Raw genomic sequence first — 14,837 nt, forward strand, 5'->3', positions numbered from 1 at the left:
CAAGGGCCTTTACTGGTGATACCACAGGCTATGGCGAGTCGCTCGCTAACACCCAATTTCATTAAACTGCGTACTTTGGTGCGAGGTTTACGCCATTGCCGCCAGTAGCACATTCTTATCCTACGACGGATCCAATGATCTAAATCCACTGTTAGTTGATAAGCGTTGGCTATTAGGTAGTAGTGTCCCCAGCCGCGTAAATACTGCGTGAGTTTATGAATTTGTAGGGTCATTGAGATCCCCCAGTTGCGGTTAGTGAGTTCTCTTACATTTGCTTTAAATTTCTTTAGCGCCTGTTCGTGGATCTGCACTTGAGCGTAATGTAGTGGTCAACTAATTTTGGCCACCCATTAAGAAAGAAATATTATACTGTTTACATACAGAGTTGTATAAAACCAAATTGGGCTTTTTTTATGCCGTAGTTTTATTAAAAACGCCCACTAATGTTAAACTACAAAAAATTTAATTACTTAATATTACCATGGCATTTTACCTTCCTTTATTACACCCTTATTTTAAGCAGATTGAAATTGGCGATACGCTAACATCACTTTGGAGTGGGTGTGGCAGTATTGTGCAGTGCCAGCTAGATGATGAGCCATGTGTAGTTAAAGCTATTAAAATACCCCGTTATATAAACCATCCTAAGATTAAGCAAAGCGAATTTGCACTTAAAAGAAAGCAGCATTCTTATAATGTTGAATACACTTTTTATAAGCTGTATAGCCAGCATTTATCAGCGCATGCGCAAAGTATTGAATGTATAAGCGCAATTAATAAAGATGATGAGTATGCGCTGGTATTTAAAAATTTCACCAAGCATGGCTTTGTTCAAGCAAGAAGCGAACATATAAAAGCCATATTAAAGTGGCTAGCGCACTTTCATGCGTTTAACTTAAATAAACCCGCTGATGGTTTATGGCAGCAAGGTAACTATTGGCATTTAAGTACGCGACCAGATGAGTTTAATAAACTAAAAACTAGCGCCAACAAAAAGTCCGATATTAAAAACGCTGCGCATAAAATCGATGAGCAGCTACAACGTTGTGAGTATAAAACCCTGATCCATGGCGATGCGAAACTCGCTAACTTTGCTGCTAAATTAGCGACTAGTGAACGCAGCAAAATACTCGGGTATGACTTTCAGTATATAGGTGTGGGCACTGGAATAGTTGATGTAATGTATTTTATGACTAGTTGCTTAAGTGATACACAATTACACGAGAGCGCTGATGAGTATCTTGCATATTATTTTGATAGCTTAAAAACAGCTATTACGATTTATCAGCCTAAAGCACCTGCTGATAAAATAGCTAACGACTGGATCGCTTTGTGGCCTGCAGCTTGGGCTGACTTTTATCGTTTTTTAGCTGGCTGGAGTCCTGAGCATCAAAAAATAAATAGCTATATGCTCAAGCAGGTAAACAACTGGTTAGCCGCTAACATTTAATAAAAAGTCCATGTTAGCTACTTGCATAAATATCAAGCAATAATGTGTATTTAGGTACGATGTATGAAAATCTCTTTAAAATTACAGGTCAAATGACCTTTTTTAATATAAAATACCGCTAATTATTGTCTTAGTAGGTTTTTATCATGGCTATTCACGTTATTACTCATCCTCTTGTTCAACATAAACTTGGTTTAATGCGCGCACATGGCATTAGCACTAAAAGCTTTCGTGAACTGTGCTCTGAAGTTGGCACATTATTAACCTACGAAGCTACTAAAAACCTTCCGCTTGAAGACAACGAAATCACCAGTTGGGACGGTAACAAATTAAACGTACAACATATTAAAGGTAAAAAAATTACCGTAGTGCCTATTTTACGTGCCGGTCTTGGTATGATGGACGGTGTAATGCAATTATTACCGGCTGCTAAAGTAAGTGTTGTAGGCCTGCAGCGCAATGAAGAAACACTAGAGCCAATCCCCTATTTTGAAAAGTTAGTAGGTAATATTGAACAGCGCTTAAGCTTGGTTATTGACCCAATGCTTGCAACAGGTGGCTCAATGATTGCCACTATCGACATGCTTAAAAAAGCAGGTTGTAAAGAAATTAAAGTAATTATACTTGTAGCGGCACCAGAGGGCGTTGCAAAAACACTTGAAGCTCACCCAGACGTAGAAATATTTACTGCATCAGTAGACAGTCACCTGAACGAAAAAGGATACATAGTGCCTGGTTTAGGTGATGCCGGTGATAAAATATTTGGTACAGTTTAGGAGGGGTCAGTGCAAAATAATGCCACATTTTCGATAAAGACTATTTTAACAGGTGCGCAAATGCTGTTTGTAGCGTTTGGTGCATTGGTGCTTGTGCCGCTATTAACAGGGCTCGATCCGAGTGTGGCATTGTTTACAGCAGGGTTTGGTACTTTGCTGTTTCAGCTTGTGACTAAAGGGCAAGTGCCTATATTTTTAGCCTCATCGTTTGCTTTTATTGCACCTATTATTGCTGCAGTGCAAATGTGGGGTGTGCCCGCGACTATGGGCGGTTTAATGGCGGCAGGTTTTGCGTATATGCTATTGAGCTTATTAGTGAAATTTAAAGGTGTGGCTACGCTTCATAAAATTTTACCGCCCGTAGTGGTAGGCCCTGTCATTATGGTTATTGGTTTAGCGCTTGCACCTGTTGCTGTAAATATGGCAATGGGTAAAAGTGGCGATGGTAGTGTGCAATTAATTGCTTACAACAACGCTATTTTTATTTCGATGTTTTCGTTATTGATAACGCTTGTTTTTGCAGTATGGGGAAAGGGCGTATTTAAACTTATTCCTATACTGGCAGGGGTTGTTGCGGGTTATGGCTTATCGCTTGTCTTAGGTGTTGTGCAATTTGACGCAGTAAGTAATGCACAATGGTTTGCTGTGCCTAACTTTACGTTACCAGAGTTTAAATGGCAGGCTATTTTATTTATGGTGCCTGTGGCTATTGCACCTGCAATTGAGCACATTGGCGATATGATGGCGATTAGCCAAGTCACTAAAAAAGACTTTTTGAAAAAACCTGGTTTGCACCGCACCTTGTTTGGTGACGGGTTAGCTACATCGGCAGCTTCATTATTTGGTGGACCACCTAATACCACTTATTCAGAGGTAACAGGTGCGGTTATGCTCACTAAAAACTTTAATCCAAAAGTAATGATGTGGACTGCAATTATTGCCATTGCGTTAGCGTTTATCGCTAAAATGGGGGCTGGGCTGCAAACAATACCAGTCCCTGTGATGGGCGGTATTATGATTTTACTTTTTGGATCTATTGCGGTTGTTGGCCTAAATACACTGGTTAAGTCGGGAGATGATTTAACCGCACCCCGTAATTTAAGCATCGTTGCGCTTATTTTAGTGTGCGGTATTGGTGGTATGCATGTTGGTGGTAGCCAATTTAGTTTAGAAGGCGTAAGTTTATGCGCTATTTTAGGCATTGTACTTAACTTGGTGTTGCCAAAAGCGGAGCCTGAACAGGCTTGATTTTGCACACACGCTAAATAGTTTGCACCATAATAGCGCATTTTAAATGCGCTATTTTTTTAACTCATTAAAATATATGAAAAAATAATATTGGTCTAGTATCTGCATTTAACTCCCAGAACGCATTGTATGCAAATAAGTTACTATGTCAGAGGTCAATATTGTGGATATAACCCCGTTTTTAGCAAAGCACCAATTGCCTTTAAAATATCAATATTTGAGTGAACATTATTTTGTTCCACTTGCGCATGACATTCTCGAATCTAAAAAAACAAATACTCCTATTTTTGTTGCTATAAATGGCTGCCAAGGCTCAGGAAAAACAACACTCGCTGATTTTTTAGTTACGTGGTTTTCTAAAAATACATCCCTTAACTGTGTCGCTTTATCTATTGACGATTTTTATTTATCTAAGCAAGCGCGTAAACAACTCGGCGAAGATGTTCATCCATTATTCGTGAGTCGTGGCGTGCCTGGTACTCACGATACTGAATTAATGAATAGCACTATTTCAAGGTTGTTAGCGGGTGATATAAATGTGCCGCTACCACGCTTTAATAAACACCTAGATGATTGCGCCCCTCAAAATGAGTGGCTAACTAATTTAAAACCTGTCGATATTGTTATTTTGGAAGGATGGTGCGTAGGTAGTGAACCGCAGCCATTATTTTCATTGAGTGAACCGCTTAACGAGTTAGAGCAGCTTCATGATAAAGATGGCGTTTGGCGCCGCTGTGTAAATAGCTGTTTAGCAAATGAATATAAAGCCGTTTTTAACCTAATTGATTATACCGTTATGCTAAAAGCGCCGAGTTTTAGTGATGTTTTTACATGGCGACAAGAGCAAGAACAAAAGCTAATAGCCAAAAAAGGTGAAGGCTCAGGCACCATGACTAACGAGCAATTGGTGTATTTTATTTCTCATTTTGAGCGTATTACGCGTGAGAATTTAAACACACTGAGTGCTAAAGCAAACGCTTTAATTGAACTTGATAGCAACCGCGATATTAGCGGTATGCACCTAACAAGTGATAACACCCTGCAACCTATTATTTTTACAGATTTGGACGGCACCTTGCTTGATCATACCAATTACAACACTAGTAATGTGAGCGAATTATTACAGCAATTACAAAGCGCATATATTCCAGTGGTGTTTAATACGAGTAAAACATTTTACGAAGTGACTGAAATTCAAAATGACTTAAACATTCAGCAGCCTTTTATTGTTGAAAATGGCGCTGCAGTTTATATACCCGATCATTATTTTGAACTTAAACCGCTTGGCTGTAAAAAAGTAGGTGCTTATTGGTGCTTTGCATTAGCTAAGCCGCTATCGCGCTTATTAAGTGACTTAGCGTCGCTCGATTCTAAATACAAAGCGCATTATAAATTATTTAGTAACCTAACCTGTGAACAAATTTCTGAGCTAACCGGATTAAGTGATGCACAAGCAAGGCAAGCACAAACACGAGAGTACTCCGATCCTCTTTATTGGTATGGCAACGACGAATTGCTCACAGCCTTTGTAAACGATGTTGAGGCACTTGGCTACGAGATAAAAATAGGCGGGCGTTTTATTCATATTGCCAAAAACACTGACAAAAGCGCTGCGCAGCAGTGGTTAGTTAAACAGTTTACCCAACATTTTAGAAAGCCTCTCACTGTCATAGCACTGGGTGATAGCGATAACGATAAGCAAATGTTAGAGCAAGCAAATATTGCCATTATTATTGCTAATCCGGCGAGTAAAAAACCGGTTAAATTATCGCACAACAAAGCACGATACTCTCAATCGCCAGCACCGCTGGGGTGGATTGAAGAAATAATATCGTTGCCGTGTATTAGCAGTATTTTACGTATTACTAAGGAGCAAACATCTCATGGCTGACTTTTACCAAAATGGCGTAATTACTACATTACATAATATTGCAGAGCGACCAATTGAAGAGCTAGAAAAAGAGTTGGTTGGGTTTAGCAAGCAGCGTCCTATGGGGCTTATATTACCGTCGTTATTTAGCGAGTTAGAAGGGCTGGCACTTAAAAACATAGTTAGCGAACTACGCGAAGTACCTTACTTATCGCAAATTACAATTGGCCTTGATAGAGCTGATGAGGCGCAATATCGCCACGCACTTGGCTTTTTTAAAGAGTTAAATCAAAACCATAAAGTACTTTGGAACGATGGTCCTCGTTTGCAAGCACTCGATAAAGAATTGCAAGCGCTTGGCGTAGCGCCACGAGAGCTTGGAAAAGGCCGAAATGTTTGGTATTGCATGGGTTATAAATTAGCAACAGCTGAGGTTGAATCGATTGCATTGCACGATTGCGATATTTTAACTTACGACAGAAGCTTACTTGCTAAGTTAATTTACCCAGTTGCGCACCCACGCTTTAACTATGAATTTTGTAAAGGCTTTTACCCGCGTACTGCAAATGGGAAAATTAATGGTCGTGTATCTCGTTTATTAGTAACACCGCTGTTGCGCTCATTTAAAACCATATTAGGCAATCGTGATTATTTAGAATACATGGACTCGTTTAGGTATCCGCTTGCGGGTGAGTTTTCGTTTAGACGCGATGTACTAAACGATATTCGTATACCGAGTGATTGGGGATTAGAAATTGGCGTACTAAGTGAAATGTACCGTAATTATTCACATAATCGTTTATGCCAAGTAGACATTGCCGATAATTACGACCATAAACACCAAGCGCTATCACTTGATGATCAAAGTGCTGGGTTATCTAAAATGTCGATTGATATCACTAAAGCCTTATTTAGAAAGCTAGCAACGCAAGGCGTTACCTTTACCAGTGAAACTATCCGCTCACTTAAAGCAACGTATTACCGTATTGGTTTAGACTTTATAGAAACCTACCATAACGACGCCATTATGAATGGTTTAACGCTTGATGTACACCAAGAAGAAAAAGCAGTTGAAATGTTTGCGCAAAATATTATGAATGCTGGTCAGCAATTTTTGGATAACCCAATGGAAGCCCCATTTGTGCCAAGTTGGAACCGCGTTGTATCGGCAATGCCAGACGTACTTGAGCGCTTAAAAGAAGCCGTAGAGTTAGATAACAAAGAATATAGTTAACCTAAGCGCAGGTTAACTAGCTTGTAAGTCAAAACAATAAATATTAGGGGCGCATGTGATTTCAGTTAGCGAACTATTTTTACAGCGGGTAGAGCAACATCTTCGAATAATTTATGACGATGTTGAGCTGCCTTTGTCAATTACTGAGCTTGCTCAGCAACTAATTACCGTTATTTTAGGCAGTAGTCCACTGCGCGACCCTACACCCCATACAAACCGATGGGATGAGCAAGACATCGTTTTAATTGCGTATGGCGATTCCATTATACAACACGATGATAGCGAGTTTGCTGTATCGAGCCCAATAGAAGCCCCGCTTAAAACACTACACCGATTTATAAAAGAGCAATGCGATAGGCAACTTAATGCACTGCATATATTACCATTTTACCCTTACAGCTCAGACGAAGGCTTTGCGGTAATGAATTACGTGCAAGTAAATGAGTCGTTAGGTGATTGGCAAGATATTAAGAATATAGCTAATGATGTAAAGCTCATGGCTGATTTAGTCATTAACCATTGCTCAAGCAGAAGCGTATGGTTTGAGAATTTTTTAAACGATTTACACCCAGGTAAAAATTACTTTAAAACAGCCAGTTTAAATGACGATTTAAGCCAAGTTGTACGCCCGCGTACCTCATCGTTATTAAATACCGTAACAACGCCAAGTGGCGAAAAAAACGTGTGGTGCACGTTTAGTCACGATCAGGTCGATTTTGATTTTGGCAATCCTGATGTACTTAAAGAGTTTGTGGGTATTATTCGTCATTACTTAGACTATGGTGTGCGCTTATTTAGACTCGATGCAGTTGCATTTTTGTGGAAACAGTTAAATACGGACTGTATAAATTTACCGCAAACCCATGAAATTGTTAGGCTATTGCGCACGCTTATTGAGCACGTAGAGCCAAGCGTTGTGATAATTACCGAAACTAATATTCCAAATCAAGAAAACCTGTCGTACTTTGGAAACGCTAACGAAGCCCACGCAATTTATAACTTTGCATTGCCACCACTATTACTGCATACATTATTAAGTGGTGACAGTACTGCGCTTAAACATTGGATGATGAGTATGCCGCCCGCACAAAACGGGACGGCATATTTTAACTTTATAGCATCGCACGATGGAATTGGACTTCGCCCAATAGAAGGGTTATTACAACCTAGCGAAGTAGCGTCCTTAGTGAGTACTACAATGCAATATGGCGGGCGCGTATCTATGCGAACCAGTAACGACGGCACACATACACCGTACGAACTAAATATTGCATTGTTTGATGCACTTCAAGGTACACACAATGGGCCCGATAGATTTGGACTTGAGCGATTTATGTGCGCTCATGCAATTATGTTTGCGCTTGAGGGGATACCTGGGCTTTATATTCATAGCTTACTTGGCACCACAAACGACTATGAACGTTTTGAAAACTCTCAACACAACAGAGCTATTAATCGCCACCGTTGGCAAGAGTCAAAATTGTTAGCAGCGATTGATGAAAAATATAGCCATCATCATAAAGTATTTAACGGTATTAAAGCGCTATTGGCTGTACGCAAAAAGCAAAGCGCGTTTCACCCTAATGCCACTCAGTTTACACTGCATTTAGCGGGGGGATTATTTGGTTTTTGGCGACAGAGTATCGATCGTAGGCAAAGTGTATTTTGTATTTATAATATAAGCGATAAATCACAAACCTTGATACTCGCTGATTTAAACTTAATAGATACACAGCAATGGTTTGATTTAGTATCAGTAAAAACAATAGAGCAAGGGCAGATGAATATTGAACTCGAGCCCTATCAAAGTGTATGGTTGAGCAATCTACAGTAATCTATTTAGTATTTAAAATATAAAACTAACTGTAAAGGGGCTTTACAGTTAGTTTTTAAGCCATTTCACTGCACGAGTTACTTTCATTTATATCCTTGATACAATCTATACGTTTTTAACTTATAAGGTTGTTCATGAAGTCTTTTTATATATTTTTCACATTGTTATTTAGCTCATTCGTATTTGCTGATCAGCCTGTTGATCTTGAAATAAACATGAAAAACACTGGCCTTGCCTATAAGCAAGCTGTTCAAGCAACGGAGCTTGCAGAATTTAATATCGCAATCGATAAGTTTATTAAGCTGGTAAAAGTAAGTAAAACCGCTAAATTTTACAAAGAACCTGAGCAGTCATTGCAAGGCCTAGATAAAGTAATAGTACAGGCTGAACGAGCTAAAAAAGCAGCTAATGAACACGGGCTCGATAGCGCGAAAGCACCACTAAAAAATATAGATAACTTACGTAAAAAATACCACGAACTACACGAGCCGCCTGGTTTTTTTGAATTATTGTTTGGAAAATAAGGAAACACAATGGAAATTTCAGTTTCAATGTTAGAAGGCCAAAAGCAAAGCGCAAAATTTGGCGATTTAGAAGTTATAAGCGATCAAAGTGTAAACGCGGGTGGTAATGCTGAGCACCCAGAACCGTTTGATTATTTTTTAGTGAGCATGGTGTTATGCGCTGGCTTTTATGCACGTAAATTTTGTGAGCAACGCGATATTTCAACACAAGGTATGACGTTAACTCAAAATAACGAAAATGTTGATGACAATGGTAAAAAGTTATTTGCTATTGAAATTAACTTACCAGAGGGCTTCCCTGAAAAGTATAAAAAAGCACTTATTGCGGCTGTTAATACATGTACAGTTAAAAAAGTAATTCAGGCTGTTCCTGAGTTTTCGGTAGTTGTTAAATAACCACCTACGTATAAAACGTAAAAATACCGCTGAGGAAAATTATAACTCAACACGCCCCAGCGGTATCACTACAACAATTCTGCTATTTTTTCTTCATCCCTTGCACTGCTTTAAAGCGAGGATTACTTTTACAAATAACGAACACGCGGCCTTTGCGTTTAACTATTTGACAACCAGCGCGCTGTTTAGCACTTTTAAGTGAACTCAGTACCTTCATGTTATGCCTCGCTTTTTCCAGATGAAAGACTCTTAAATCGACGATTAAACTGTGCAACACGTCCATCAGTGGTGACTGTTTTTTGCTTACCTGTATAAAATGGATGCGAATCACTTGATACATCAATTGGCACGTACGGATAAGTTTTTCCGTCTACCTCAACTGTGCGGCTGGATTTAATTGTAGAGCCAATAATAAAGTAAGAGTCGGCAGCGGTGTCGTGAAAGGCAACCACTTGGTAATCAGGATGGATATTTGGTTTCATAAAGCGTCTCAATAAATGTTATGTGATATTATATCATTTAATTTAACGCACTTTTTTGTTCTTTGCAAATAGTTTTAAATGCTGTGAAAAGCATCAGTTTGGCGGCTATTTACGCAAATAAATCAAAAAATAAGCACTTAGATCAAAAATGCTGGCTATTAGCGTTTAGGCTGTTATAACTATATTTAAGTTATTTAAAACACTAACAACTGCATTTACAGTAGATCACAGAGGTAATGTATGAGCGACGCAATAAAACAAGAACAAATAGATCAAGGGGTAATGGATACCCTAAGAGAGCGCGACCATAGTGCCTTAGCACAACAAGTTAACCCGCTAAGTTGCAACCATAACGATATTATCGAATTATTAGCGCATTATATGGCGCTCAGTGAGCAAGATAACGATGAGTTGTTTGACGATTGGTTTGATAATCTATCAAAAGAGCAACACACCGTATTAAAGGTATTTGAGGTGTATAGAGGGCAGTACGAACACCAAAATTAATTTTAAAATCAATAAGGTGGGCCCTATTTAGCTGCTTCAGCGAGCAAACCACCGCGTTTAAAGTTATATATGTACAAATGTTGGCAAAACCATTTGAATTTATAATATTAAATTCAAATGGAAACCCCTTCACGCACTCCTGATGTTTTAAAGATTAACACCAATTACATTAAATTAGTGATCTACTATAGCGATAAGAAAATAGCTGTTTGAAAAAGGTTATTATCTAGAGTTCAGATTACTGATAGGTTTGGAATGATAATTGCTTCTAATTATAAAAATAAAGTCGTCAATTTTTAGACACATGAGGCAAAAATGAACTTTGGAACTCTTTCTTCACAGTTATACAATGACAACAGCTATTCAAATCTTAGTAATTTAAATAAAAACACTGTAAAAACGGATGATACTGATAAAAATGCTGAGGCTAAAGCCGATACTTTATTAAATCAAAATGCTGAAAAAACAACAAACTCGCCAACAGTTACTGAAGAGACAAAGGCGGTTAGCAACAGTAAAACAGAAGATTCGAGCGACGATGCCGCAGTGCAAATGAATAAAGCAATCGAATCAATTAAAGGCTTGCAGGGTAAAATTAAAGAAATGACCAATAACTCTGATGCACCTACAGGGGAAGCTGCAGAAGAGCTAAGCAAACTGAAAAAGCAACTTGAGAGTGAGTTATCGTCAATACAGTTAACTGTGCGTAAAAATGTTTCAACTTTAATGGATTCACTTTTTTCATCATCTTCAGATAATAAACACTCAGGTTTGTTTTTTAATAACAAAGCATAAACTGACGTTAACATATGTATAAATTTAATCGTGGCTTTGTAACAGCTAAAAAAGCCACAATTATTGATTATTAGGTGTTTTTACAACCCTAAATAATAGCCCTTAATAGTCGTCCTAAATAACAGTCCGATTAATATTTTTACTTATACCCTCCCTCAATAATTCAACGTACTTATACACAATAACGTTGTCTATGCGCAGCTGAACACCTTTATGCATACCCATAAGCTACTAAATCAACGCGAGATTCAGCCAGAGTAATACCAAACTGCATAAATCTTTGATCAATTTAACGAATTAAATTGCATTATAACGTCGTTAAAAATTTTTTATTTAGAACACTAGATACAAAAATTTTTGCCTAGTTCTAGCGTAATTTTCTTAACGTTAAATAGACCCCATATATAAGCAGATTAGTATAAAGGCGTTCTTTCGTAAGTTTATCAAGCCTTGAAACTTAAATAAGTGACCTCATACCAATAGTAAGGTCATTAATTTTTAAGTGACAGTTGTAATAAGAAGTAAAAGGTGTATTTCGTAAAGCTTTAAAAGAGCTTGTTTTTAACCGATTATTTTATAAGGATAGAGCCATGACACAACGTGTAATTGAAATGCCAGATTTAGGTATGGGAACATTCCGTTTAGAGGGCGACACTGCCTATAACTCAGTAAAAATGGCGCTCGAAGTTGGGTTTCGCCATATTGATACCGCACAAATTTATGGCAACGAAGAGCAAGTAGGTCAAGCCATAATAGACAGCAATATTCCGCGCAGTGAAATATTCTTAACTACCAAAGTGTGGAATAACAAATTAAATAAAAGTGACTTTATCCCAAGCGTTAAAAAATCACTTGAAAAGCTACAAGTTGATTCGGTCGACTTACTGCTAATTCATTGGCCATCACCTGCTAACGACGAACCAATGAGTGAATACCTAACTGAATTACTAAAAGCGAAGCAGCTTGGTTTAACTAAGCACATTGGTGTTTCTAACTTCACCATTGCAAACTTAAACTTGGCTCTGCAAACACTCGACTCGCGTGAAATATTTACTAATCAAGTTGAGGTGCACCCGTATTTAACTAATACTAAATTGCGTGCGTTCTGTGCTCAGAACGATATACACGTAACGGCGTATATGCCATTTGTAGTAGGCAAAGTACTTAACGATCAAACCATTATCGACATTGCTAACAAGCACGATGCAAGCCCCGCGCAAGTTGTTCTAGCGTGGGTAAACGCTAATGGCATGACGACAATTCCATCATCAACTAAGCGTAAAAACTTAGAAGATAACTTTAACGACCACGTTAAATTAGATGATGAAGATATAGCTCGCATTGATGCTCTAGATTGCGGCGACCGCCAAGCAACACCAGAATTTGCGCCGCAGTGGGATCAGTAAACTTACCAAAAACGCAAAGTTAAACTAAATATTCTAAGGTGTAGATTATCTACACCTTAACTTTTAAAAAGGAATACACATGTTAACGGTTATAGCGGCACTGTCGTGCAAAAATATTGATGCAGATGTCATGCTTACAGCACTTGAAAACTTACAAAAGTCATCGCGCCAAGAAGTAGGGTGCTTACGTTATGAATTATCGGTAAAAAGTGATGATGATCATACAGACTATGTAGTTAGTGAACAGTGGGCGTCTAACGAGCATTTTGAAGTGCATAAAAACGAGTCTCATTTTAAAGCCTTCGGAGCGCAAATTACTGGGCTTTTAACCAATAGTAGTATTGATGTATATAAATCAATTGGTTAACAGGTATTCATTATACGGCTAATATTGTAGTTGACTGAATTACTTAAATAGGCGATGTCACTTACATCGCTTTTTATTTTTTAAGGATATTACCTATTCAGCAGATTTACTCTTTGCTGTATGCATGAATGTTAGTAATATGCGAAACTTTACTCAATTTTTAGTAATGCAGAAGCAATTATCGAGCCCGGTTGGTTACACATTTTGCGCTTAAATTGTCCTTGGATTGAACTAATCTTAATCCTAAAAGGTCAACAGATGCCATAAGCAGCTTATTTATGGATTGCAAATATTGTTTAATGTTTTCAAAAGCGATTAGGATTTATTTCTGCTCTCTTTTAGGCAGTTGCTTTTAATTAAATTCGGTTGTTGCAGTTATTTTTACAGCCTTGTTAAACCACATACATGGAGTGTTTATGCATATGTTCAAATTTATAGCTATTTTAATTTCAATTACTTCTTTAAATGCCTTGGCTGGAGAGGAGGTTAAACTTGGAGTTTTAGGTAACGTTGGAGCTGATGGTTTTTTTAGCCCAAAAATAACGTCATTTACTATTGAAAAAGTAGAGCCTAATTCACCAGCAGAAAAAGCAGGAATTGTAGCCGGACAGAAAATTATTGCTATCGAAAACTGTAAAATTCCGGGTTGTCCTGCCAGTGAAGCAAAAGAATTAATGCGAAAGGAGTCTGGAGAGATACTACAACTACTTTTAGAAAATGAAGATGGTAGCCAATTACCTTTAAAAGTTACTATGAGTGTTTGGTAAGTCTATTGAGCATGTCGATGAGGACTGATTTTAGCTTCATGTTTCGTTTTGCTACAGGGCGTAAGTACTGCACAAAGCGTGAAATCAATATGGCGTCCACTCTCATTACAAGTTTACCAAGTCTTTATTCACTTCTTCATAAAACGTTAACTTTATCAGTACTAATGCGTATTATTATACTTTTTATGTTTTTATCGTGTCCTTCTCACGCAGTTGTGAAAGAGCATTATATTGAATTTACTTTTTTAACGGAGGCAGAGCAAAAAGAATTTAGATCTAAGGCTATTAAAAGTAAGCTAGAGCTTTTGGCTAGTGAATTAGATGAAGGAAGGGAGCAATTTTTCACATGGTGTTTAGGCATTTTAGGTGATGAGTGTTGTAACCAAGGCTGGAAAAATAAGTTAGAAAAATTGATTGTCCAGCAAAGAAAAACAATAGAATCGATGAATACCTCTTGGGATGAAGACACGTCATGGAAAAGTTATATTCATAAAAATGATTTATCGTTTTGGTTTCCTGAATTGGTGAATACTGATGATGTAAGGGTTGATTATGGCAATGGTGATTTTATTTTCTTTGATAGTAGTGGTGCTAAAAAGTGGTTACTTGAAATAGCTTGTAACGAGAGCAACATAAAAGAATTAGCTCTGTGTTCATTTGAGAGTAGTGAAGCCGGCATATTGTTTAATACACCAATGAAATTTGAAGGCAATGTAAATGGTGAAGTTCCTTTAGTAATACCTGCTGATGAGCAATTAGCTCACTTGCTTATTGAGCAAAGATCTTCAATGGTAGATTTACATTCAGATGAGGGCTATTTCAAAGAAGCTGAATTTGGTTCGATTACACAATATGAAAAAGATTGGCGTATTAATTTTTACAAAGGAAATTGTATTTCATATGAAACATTTTACTTTGCACCTGAACATAAAAAATTCATATACCTTAATCATGGTCTTGGTCGATATAGTTACTGTAAGTAACCTAAATTTTTGCCTTGTTATAGACACGACTTTCTTACCTCAAAGTAGATCACTTAATAAAGTAGATTAGGGGCTGTTGATCTTTCAAGGTTAAATTTGCAGCAGTCTGTTTGGTATTTAGGCAAGGCAGAGCCTATGTAGTGTGGTTATTCCCCATAAATGGGCGATAACGTAGCATTAATGCCAAACAGGCGCTGC

16 protein-coding genes and 1 pseudogene are annotated in these 14,837 nt (G+C 37.8%); 14 read left to right on the forward strand and 3 right to left on the reverse strand.

The genetic code is table 11. From position 1 onward, the window contains the following. Positions 1 to 314, reverse strand: a pseudogene (locus tag H5119_RS18640) (group II intron maturase-specific domain-containing protein); the annotation flags it as partial. 167 nt (positions 315 to 481) lie between these two features. On the opposite strand from H5119_RS18640, the gene H5119_RS18645 reads away from it, so the two are divergent. The 8 genes from H5119_RS18645 to H5119_RS18680 all read left to right on the forward strand — a co-directional run bounded on the left by H5119_RS18645 (position 482) and on the right by H5119_RS18680 (position 9,332). Further along, positions 482 to 1,450, forward strand: coding sequence for an oxidoreductase family protein (locus H5119_RS18645; RefSeq protein ID WP_182703297.1), 969 nt, complete (start codon positions 482 to 484; stop codon positions 1,448 to 1,450). A 146-nt stretch (positions 1,451 to 1,596) separates the two neighbouring features. Continuing rightward, the gene (upp, locus tag H5119_RS18650) at positions 1,597 to 2,226 is read left to right on the forward strand and encodes a uracil phosphoribosyltransferase (protein WP_138585413.1); all 630 of its coding nucleotides are present in this window, start codon (positions 1,597 to 1,599) and stop codon (positions 2,224 to 2,226) included. A gap of 9 nt (positions 2,227 to 2,235) precedes the next feature. After that, positions 2,236 to 3,474, forward strand: coding sequence for a uracil-xanthine permease family protein (locus H5119_RS18655; RefSeq protein ID WP_077535155.1), 1,239 nt, complete (start codon positions 2,236 to 2,238; stop codon positions 3,472 to 3,474). A gap of 145 nt (positions 3,475 to 3,619) precedes the next feature. After that, positions 3,620 to 5,365 (forward strand): HAD-IIB family hydrolase, encoded by a 1,746-nt coding sequence (locus tag H5119_RS18660; protein WP_182703298.1) that lies wholly within the window; start codon positions 3,620 to 3,622, stop codon positions 5,363 to 5,365. Then, entirely contained in the window at positions 5,358 to 6,578 is a 1,221-nt protein-coding gene (locus tag H5119_RS18665; protein ID WP_182703299.1) for a glycosyl transferase, read from the forward strand. Before H5119_RS18660 ends, H5119_RS18665 begins: the two co-directional genes overlap by 8 nt. A 55-nt stretch (positions 6,579 to 6,633) precedes the next feature. Then, positions 6,634 to 8,412: a sugar phosphorylase gene (locus H5119_RS18670; protein WP_182703300.1), complete on the forward strand. Its 1,779-nt coding sequence runs from the start codon at positions 6,634 to 6,636 to the stop codon at positions 8,410 to 8,412. A gap of 134 nt (positions 8,413 to 8,546) precedes the next feature. Continuing rightward, a complete protein-coding gene (locus tag H5119_RS18675; protein WP_182703301.1) occupies positions 8,547 to 8,936 on the forward strand; it encodes a cytochrome b562 in 390 nt (129 codons plus the stop codon). Between the two features lie 9 nt (positions 8,937 to 8,945). Next, positions 8,946 to 9,332 carry an OsmC family protein gene (locus tag H5119_RS18680; RefSeq protein WP_138585408.1) on the forward strand — a complete coding sequence of 129 codons (387 nt, stop codon included), beginning with the start codon at positions 8,946 to 8,948 and terminating at the stop codon, positions 9,330 to 9,332. Between the two features lie 82 nt (positions 9,333 to 9,414). On the opposite strand, the gene ykgO is transcribed toward H5119_RS18680, so the two are convergent. Then, positions 9,415 to 9,549 carry a type B 50S ribosomal protein L36 gene (ykgO, locus tag H5119_RS18685; RefSeq protein WP_007378871.1) on the reverse strand — a complete coding sequence of 45 codons (135 nt, stop codon included), beginning with the start codon at positions 9,547 to 9,549 and terminating at the stop codon, positions 9,415 to 9,417. Position 9,550: 1 nt separating this feature from the next. Next, positions 9,551 to 9,814: a type B 50S ribosomal protein L31 gene (locus H5119_RS18690; RefSeq protein WP_077535161.1), complete on the reverse strand. Its 264-nt coding sequence runs from the start codon at positions 9,812 to 9,814 to the stop codon at positions 9,551 to 9,553. A 240-nt stretch (positions 9,815 to 10,054) separates the two neighbouring features. On the opposite strand from H5119_RS18690, the gene H5119_RS18695 reads away from it, so the two are divergent. The 6 genes from H5119_RS18695 (at position 10,055) to H5119_RS18720 (ending at position 14,639) form a co-directional block, all read left to right on the forward strand. Continuing rightward, positions 10,055 to 10,321 (forward strand): hypothetical protein, encoded by a 267-nt coding sequence (locus H5119_RS18695; RefSeq protein ID WP_077535162.1) that lies wholly within the window; start codon positions 10,055 to 10,057, stop codon positions 10,319 to 10,321. A 315-nt stretch (positions 10,322 to 10,636) separates the two neighbouring features. Beyond that, a complete protein-coding gene (locus H5119_RS18700) occupies positions 10,637 to 11,116 on the forward strand; it encodes a hypothetical protein (RefSeq protein WP_138585407.1) in 480 nt (159 codons plus the stop codon). A 590-nt stretch (positions 11,117 to 11,706) separates the two neighbouring features. After that, on the forward strand, positions 11,707 to 12,522 hold the full coding sequence (gene dkgB, locus H5119_RS18705; RefSeq protein WP_182703302.1) for a 2,5-didehydrogluconate reductase DkgB: 816 nt from the start codon (positions 11,707 to 11,709) through the stop codon (positions 12,520 to 12,522). Between the two features lie 79 nt (positions 12,523 to 12,601). Next, a complete protein-coding gene (locus H5119_RS18710) occupies positions 12,602 to 12,889 on the forward strand; it encodes a putative quinol monooxygenase (RefSeq protein ID WP_182703303.1) in 288 nt (95 codons plus the stop codon). A gap of 416 nt (positions 12,890 to 13,305) precedes the next feature. Further along, positions 13,306 to 13,656, forward strand: coding sequence for a PDZ domain-containing protein (locus tag H5119_RS18715; RefSeq protein ID WP_220492915.1), 351 nt, complete (start codon positions 13,306 to 13,308; stop codon positions 13,654 to 13,656). 38 nt (positions 13,657 to 13,694) lie between these two features. Continuing rightward, the gene (locus H5119_RS18720) at positions 13,695 to 14,639 is read left to right on the forward strand and encodes a hypothetical protein (protein WP_182703304.1); all 945 of its coding nucleotides are present in this window, start codon (positions 13,695 to 13,697) and stop codon (positions 14,637 to 14,639) included. Positions 14,640 to 14,837 lie beyond the last annotated feature (198 nt).

The sequence above is a fragment of the Pseudoalteromonas sp. SG45-5 genome, assembly GCF_014164085.1.
In the GTDB taxonomy this organism is placed as follows: domain Bacteria; phylum Pseudomonadota; class Gammaproteobacteria; order Enterobacterales; family Alteromonadaceae; genus Pseudoalteromonas; species Pseudoalteromonas aliena.

Excerpts from the sequence above, each read along its gene's own strand:
- H5119_RS18700 (WP_138585407.1), top strand. The coding sequence starts at position 10,637 with ATGAACTTTGGAACTCTTTCTTCACAGTTATACAATGACAACAGCTAT.
- H5119_RS18680 (WP_138585408.1), top strand. The coding sequence starts at position 8,946 with ATGGAAATTTCAGTTTCAATGTTAGAAGGCCAAAAGCAAAGCGCAAAA.
- H5119_RS18675 (WP_182703301.1), top strand. The coding sequence starts at position 8,547 with ATGAAGTCTTTTTATATATTTTTCACATTGTTATTTAGCTCATTCGTA.
- H5119_RS18710 (WP_182703303.1), top strand. The coding sequence starts at position 12,602 with ATGTTAACGGTTATAGCGGCACTGTCGTGCAAAAATATTGATGCAGAT.
- H5119_RS18645 (WP_182703297.1), top strand. The coding sequence starts at position 482 with ATGGCATTTTACCTTCCTTTATTACACCCTTATTTTAAGCAGATTGAA.
- H5119_RS18720 (WP_182703304.1), top strand. The coding sequence starts at position 13,695 with ATGTTTCGTTTTGCTACAGGGCGTAAGTACTGCACAAAGCGTGAAATC.
- H5119_RS18690 (WP_077535161.1), bottom strand. The coding sequence starts at position 9,814 with ATGAAACCAAATATCCATCCTGATTACCAAGTGGTTGCCTTTCACGAC.
- H5119_RS18715 (WP_220492915.1), top strand. The coding sequence starts at position 13,306 with ATGCATATGTTCAAATTTATAGCTATTTTAATTTCAATTACTTCTTTA.
- ykgO (WP_007378871.1), bottom strand. The coding sequence starts at position 9,549 with ATGAAGGTACTGAGTTCACTTAAAAGTGCTAAACAGCGCGCTGGTTGT.
- H5119_RS18695 (WP_077535162.1), top strand. The coding sequence starts at position 10,055 with ATGAGCGACGCAATAAAACAAGAACAAATAGATCAAGGGGTAATGGAT.
- H5119_RS18665 (WP_182703299.1), top strand. The coding sequence starts at position 5,358 with ATGGCTGACTTTTACCAAAATGGCGTAATTACTACATTACATAATATT.
- upp (WP_138585413.1), top strand. The coding sequence starts at position 1,597 with ATGGCTATTCACGTTATTACTCATCCTCTTGTTCAACATAAACTTGGT.
- H5119_RS18660 (WP_182703298.1), top strand. The coding sequence starts at position 3,620 with ATGTCAGAGGTCAATATTGTGGATATAACCCCGTTTTTAGCAAAGCAC.
- dkgB (WP_182703302.1), top strand. The coding sequence starts at position 11,707 with ATGACACAACGTGTAATTGAAATGCCAGATTTAGGTATGGGAACATTC.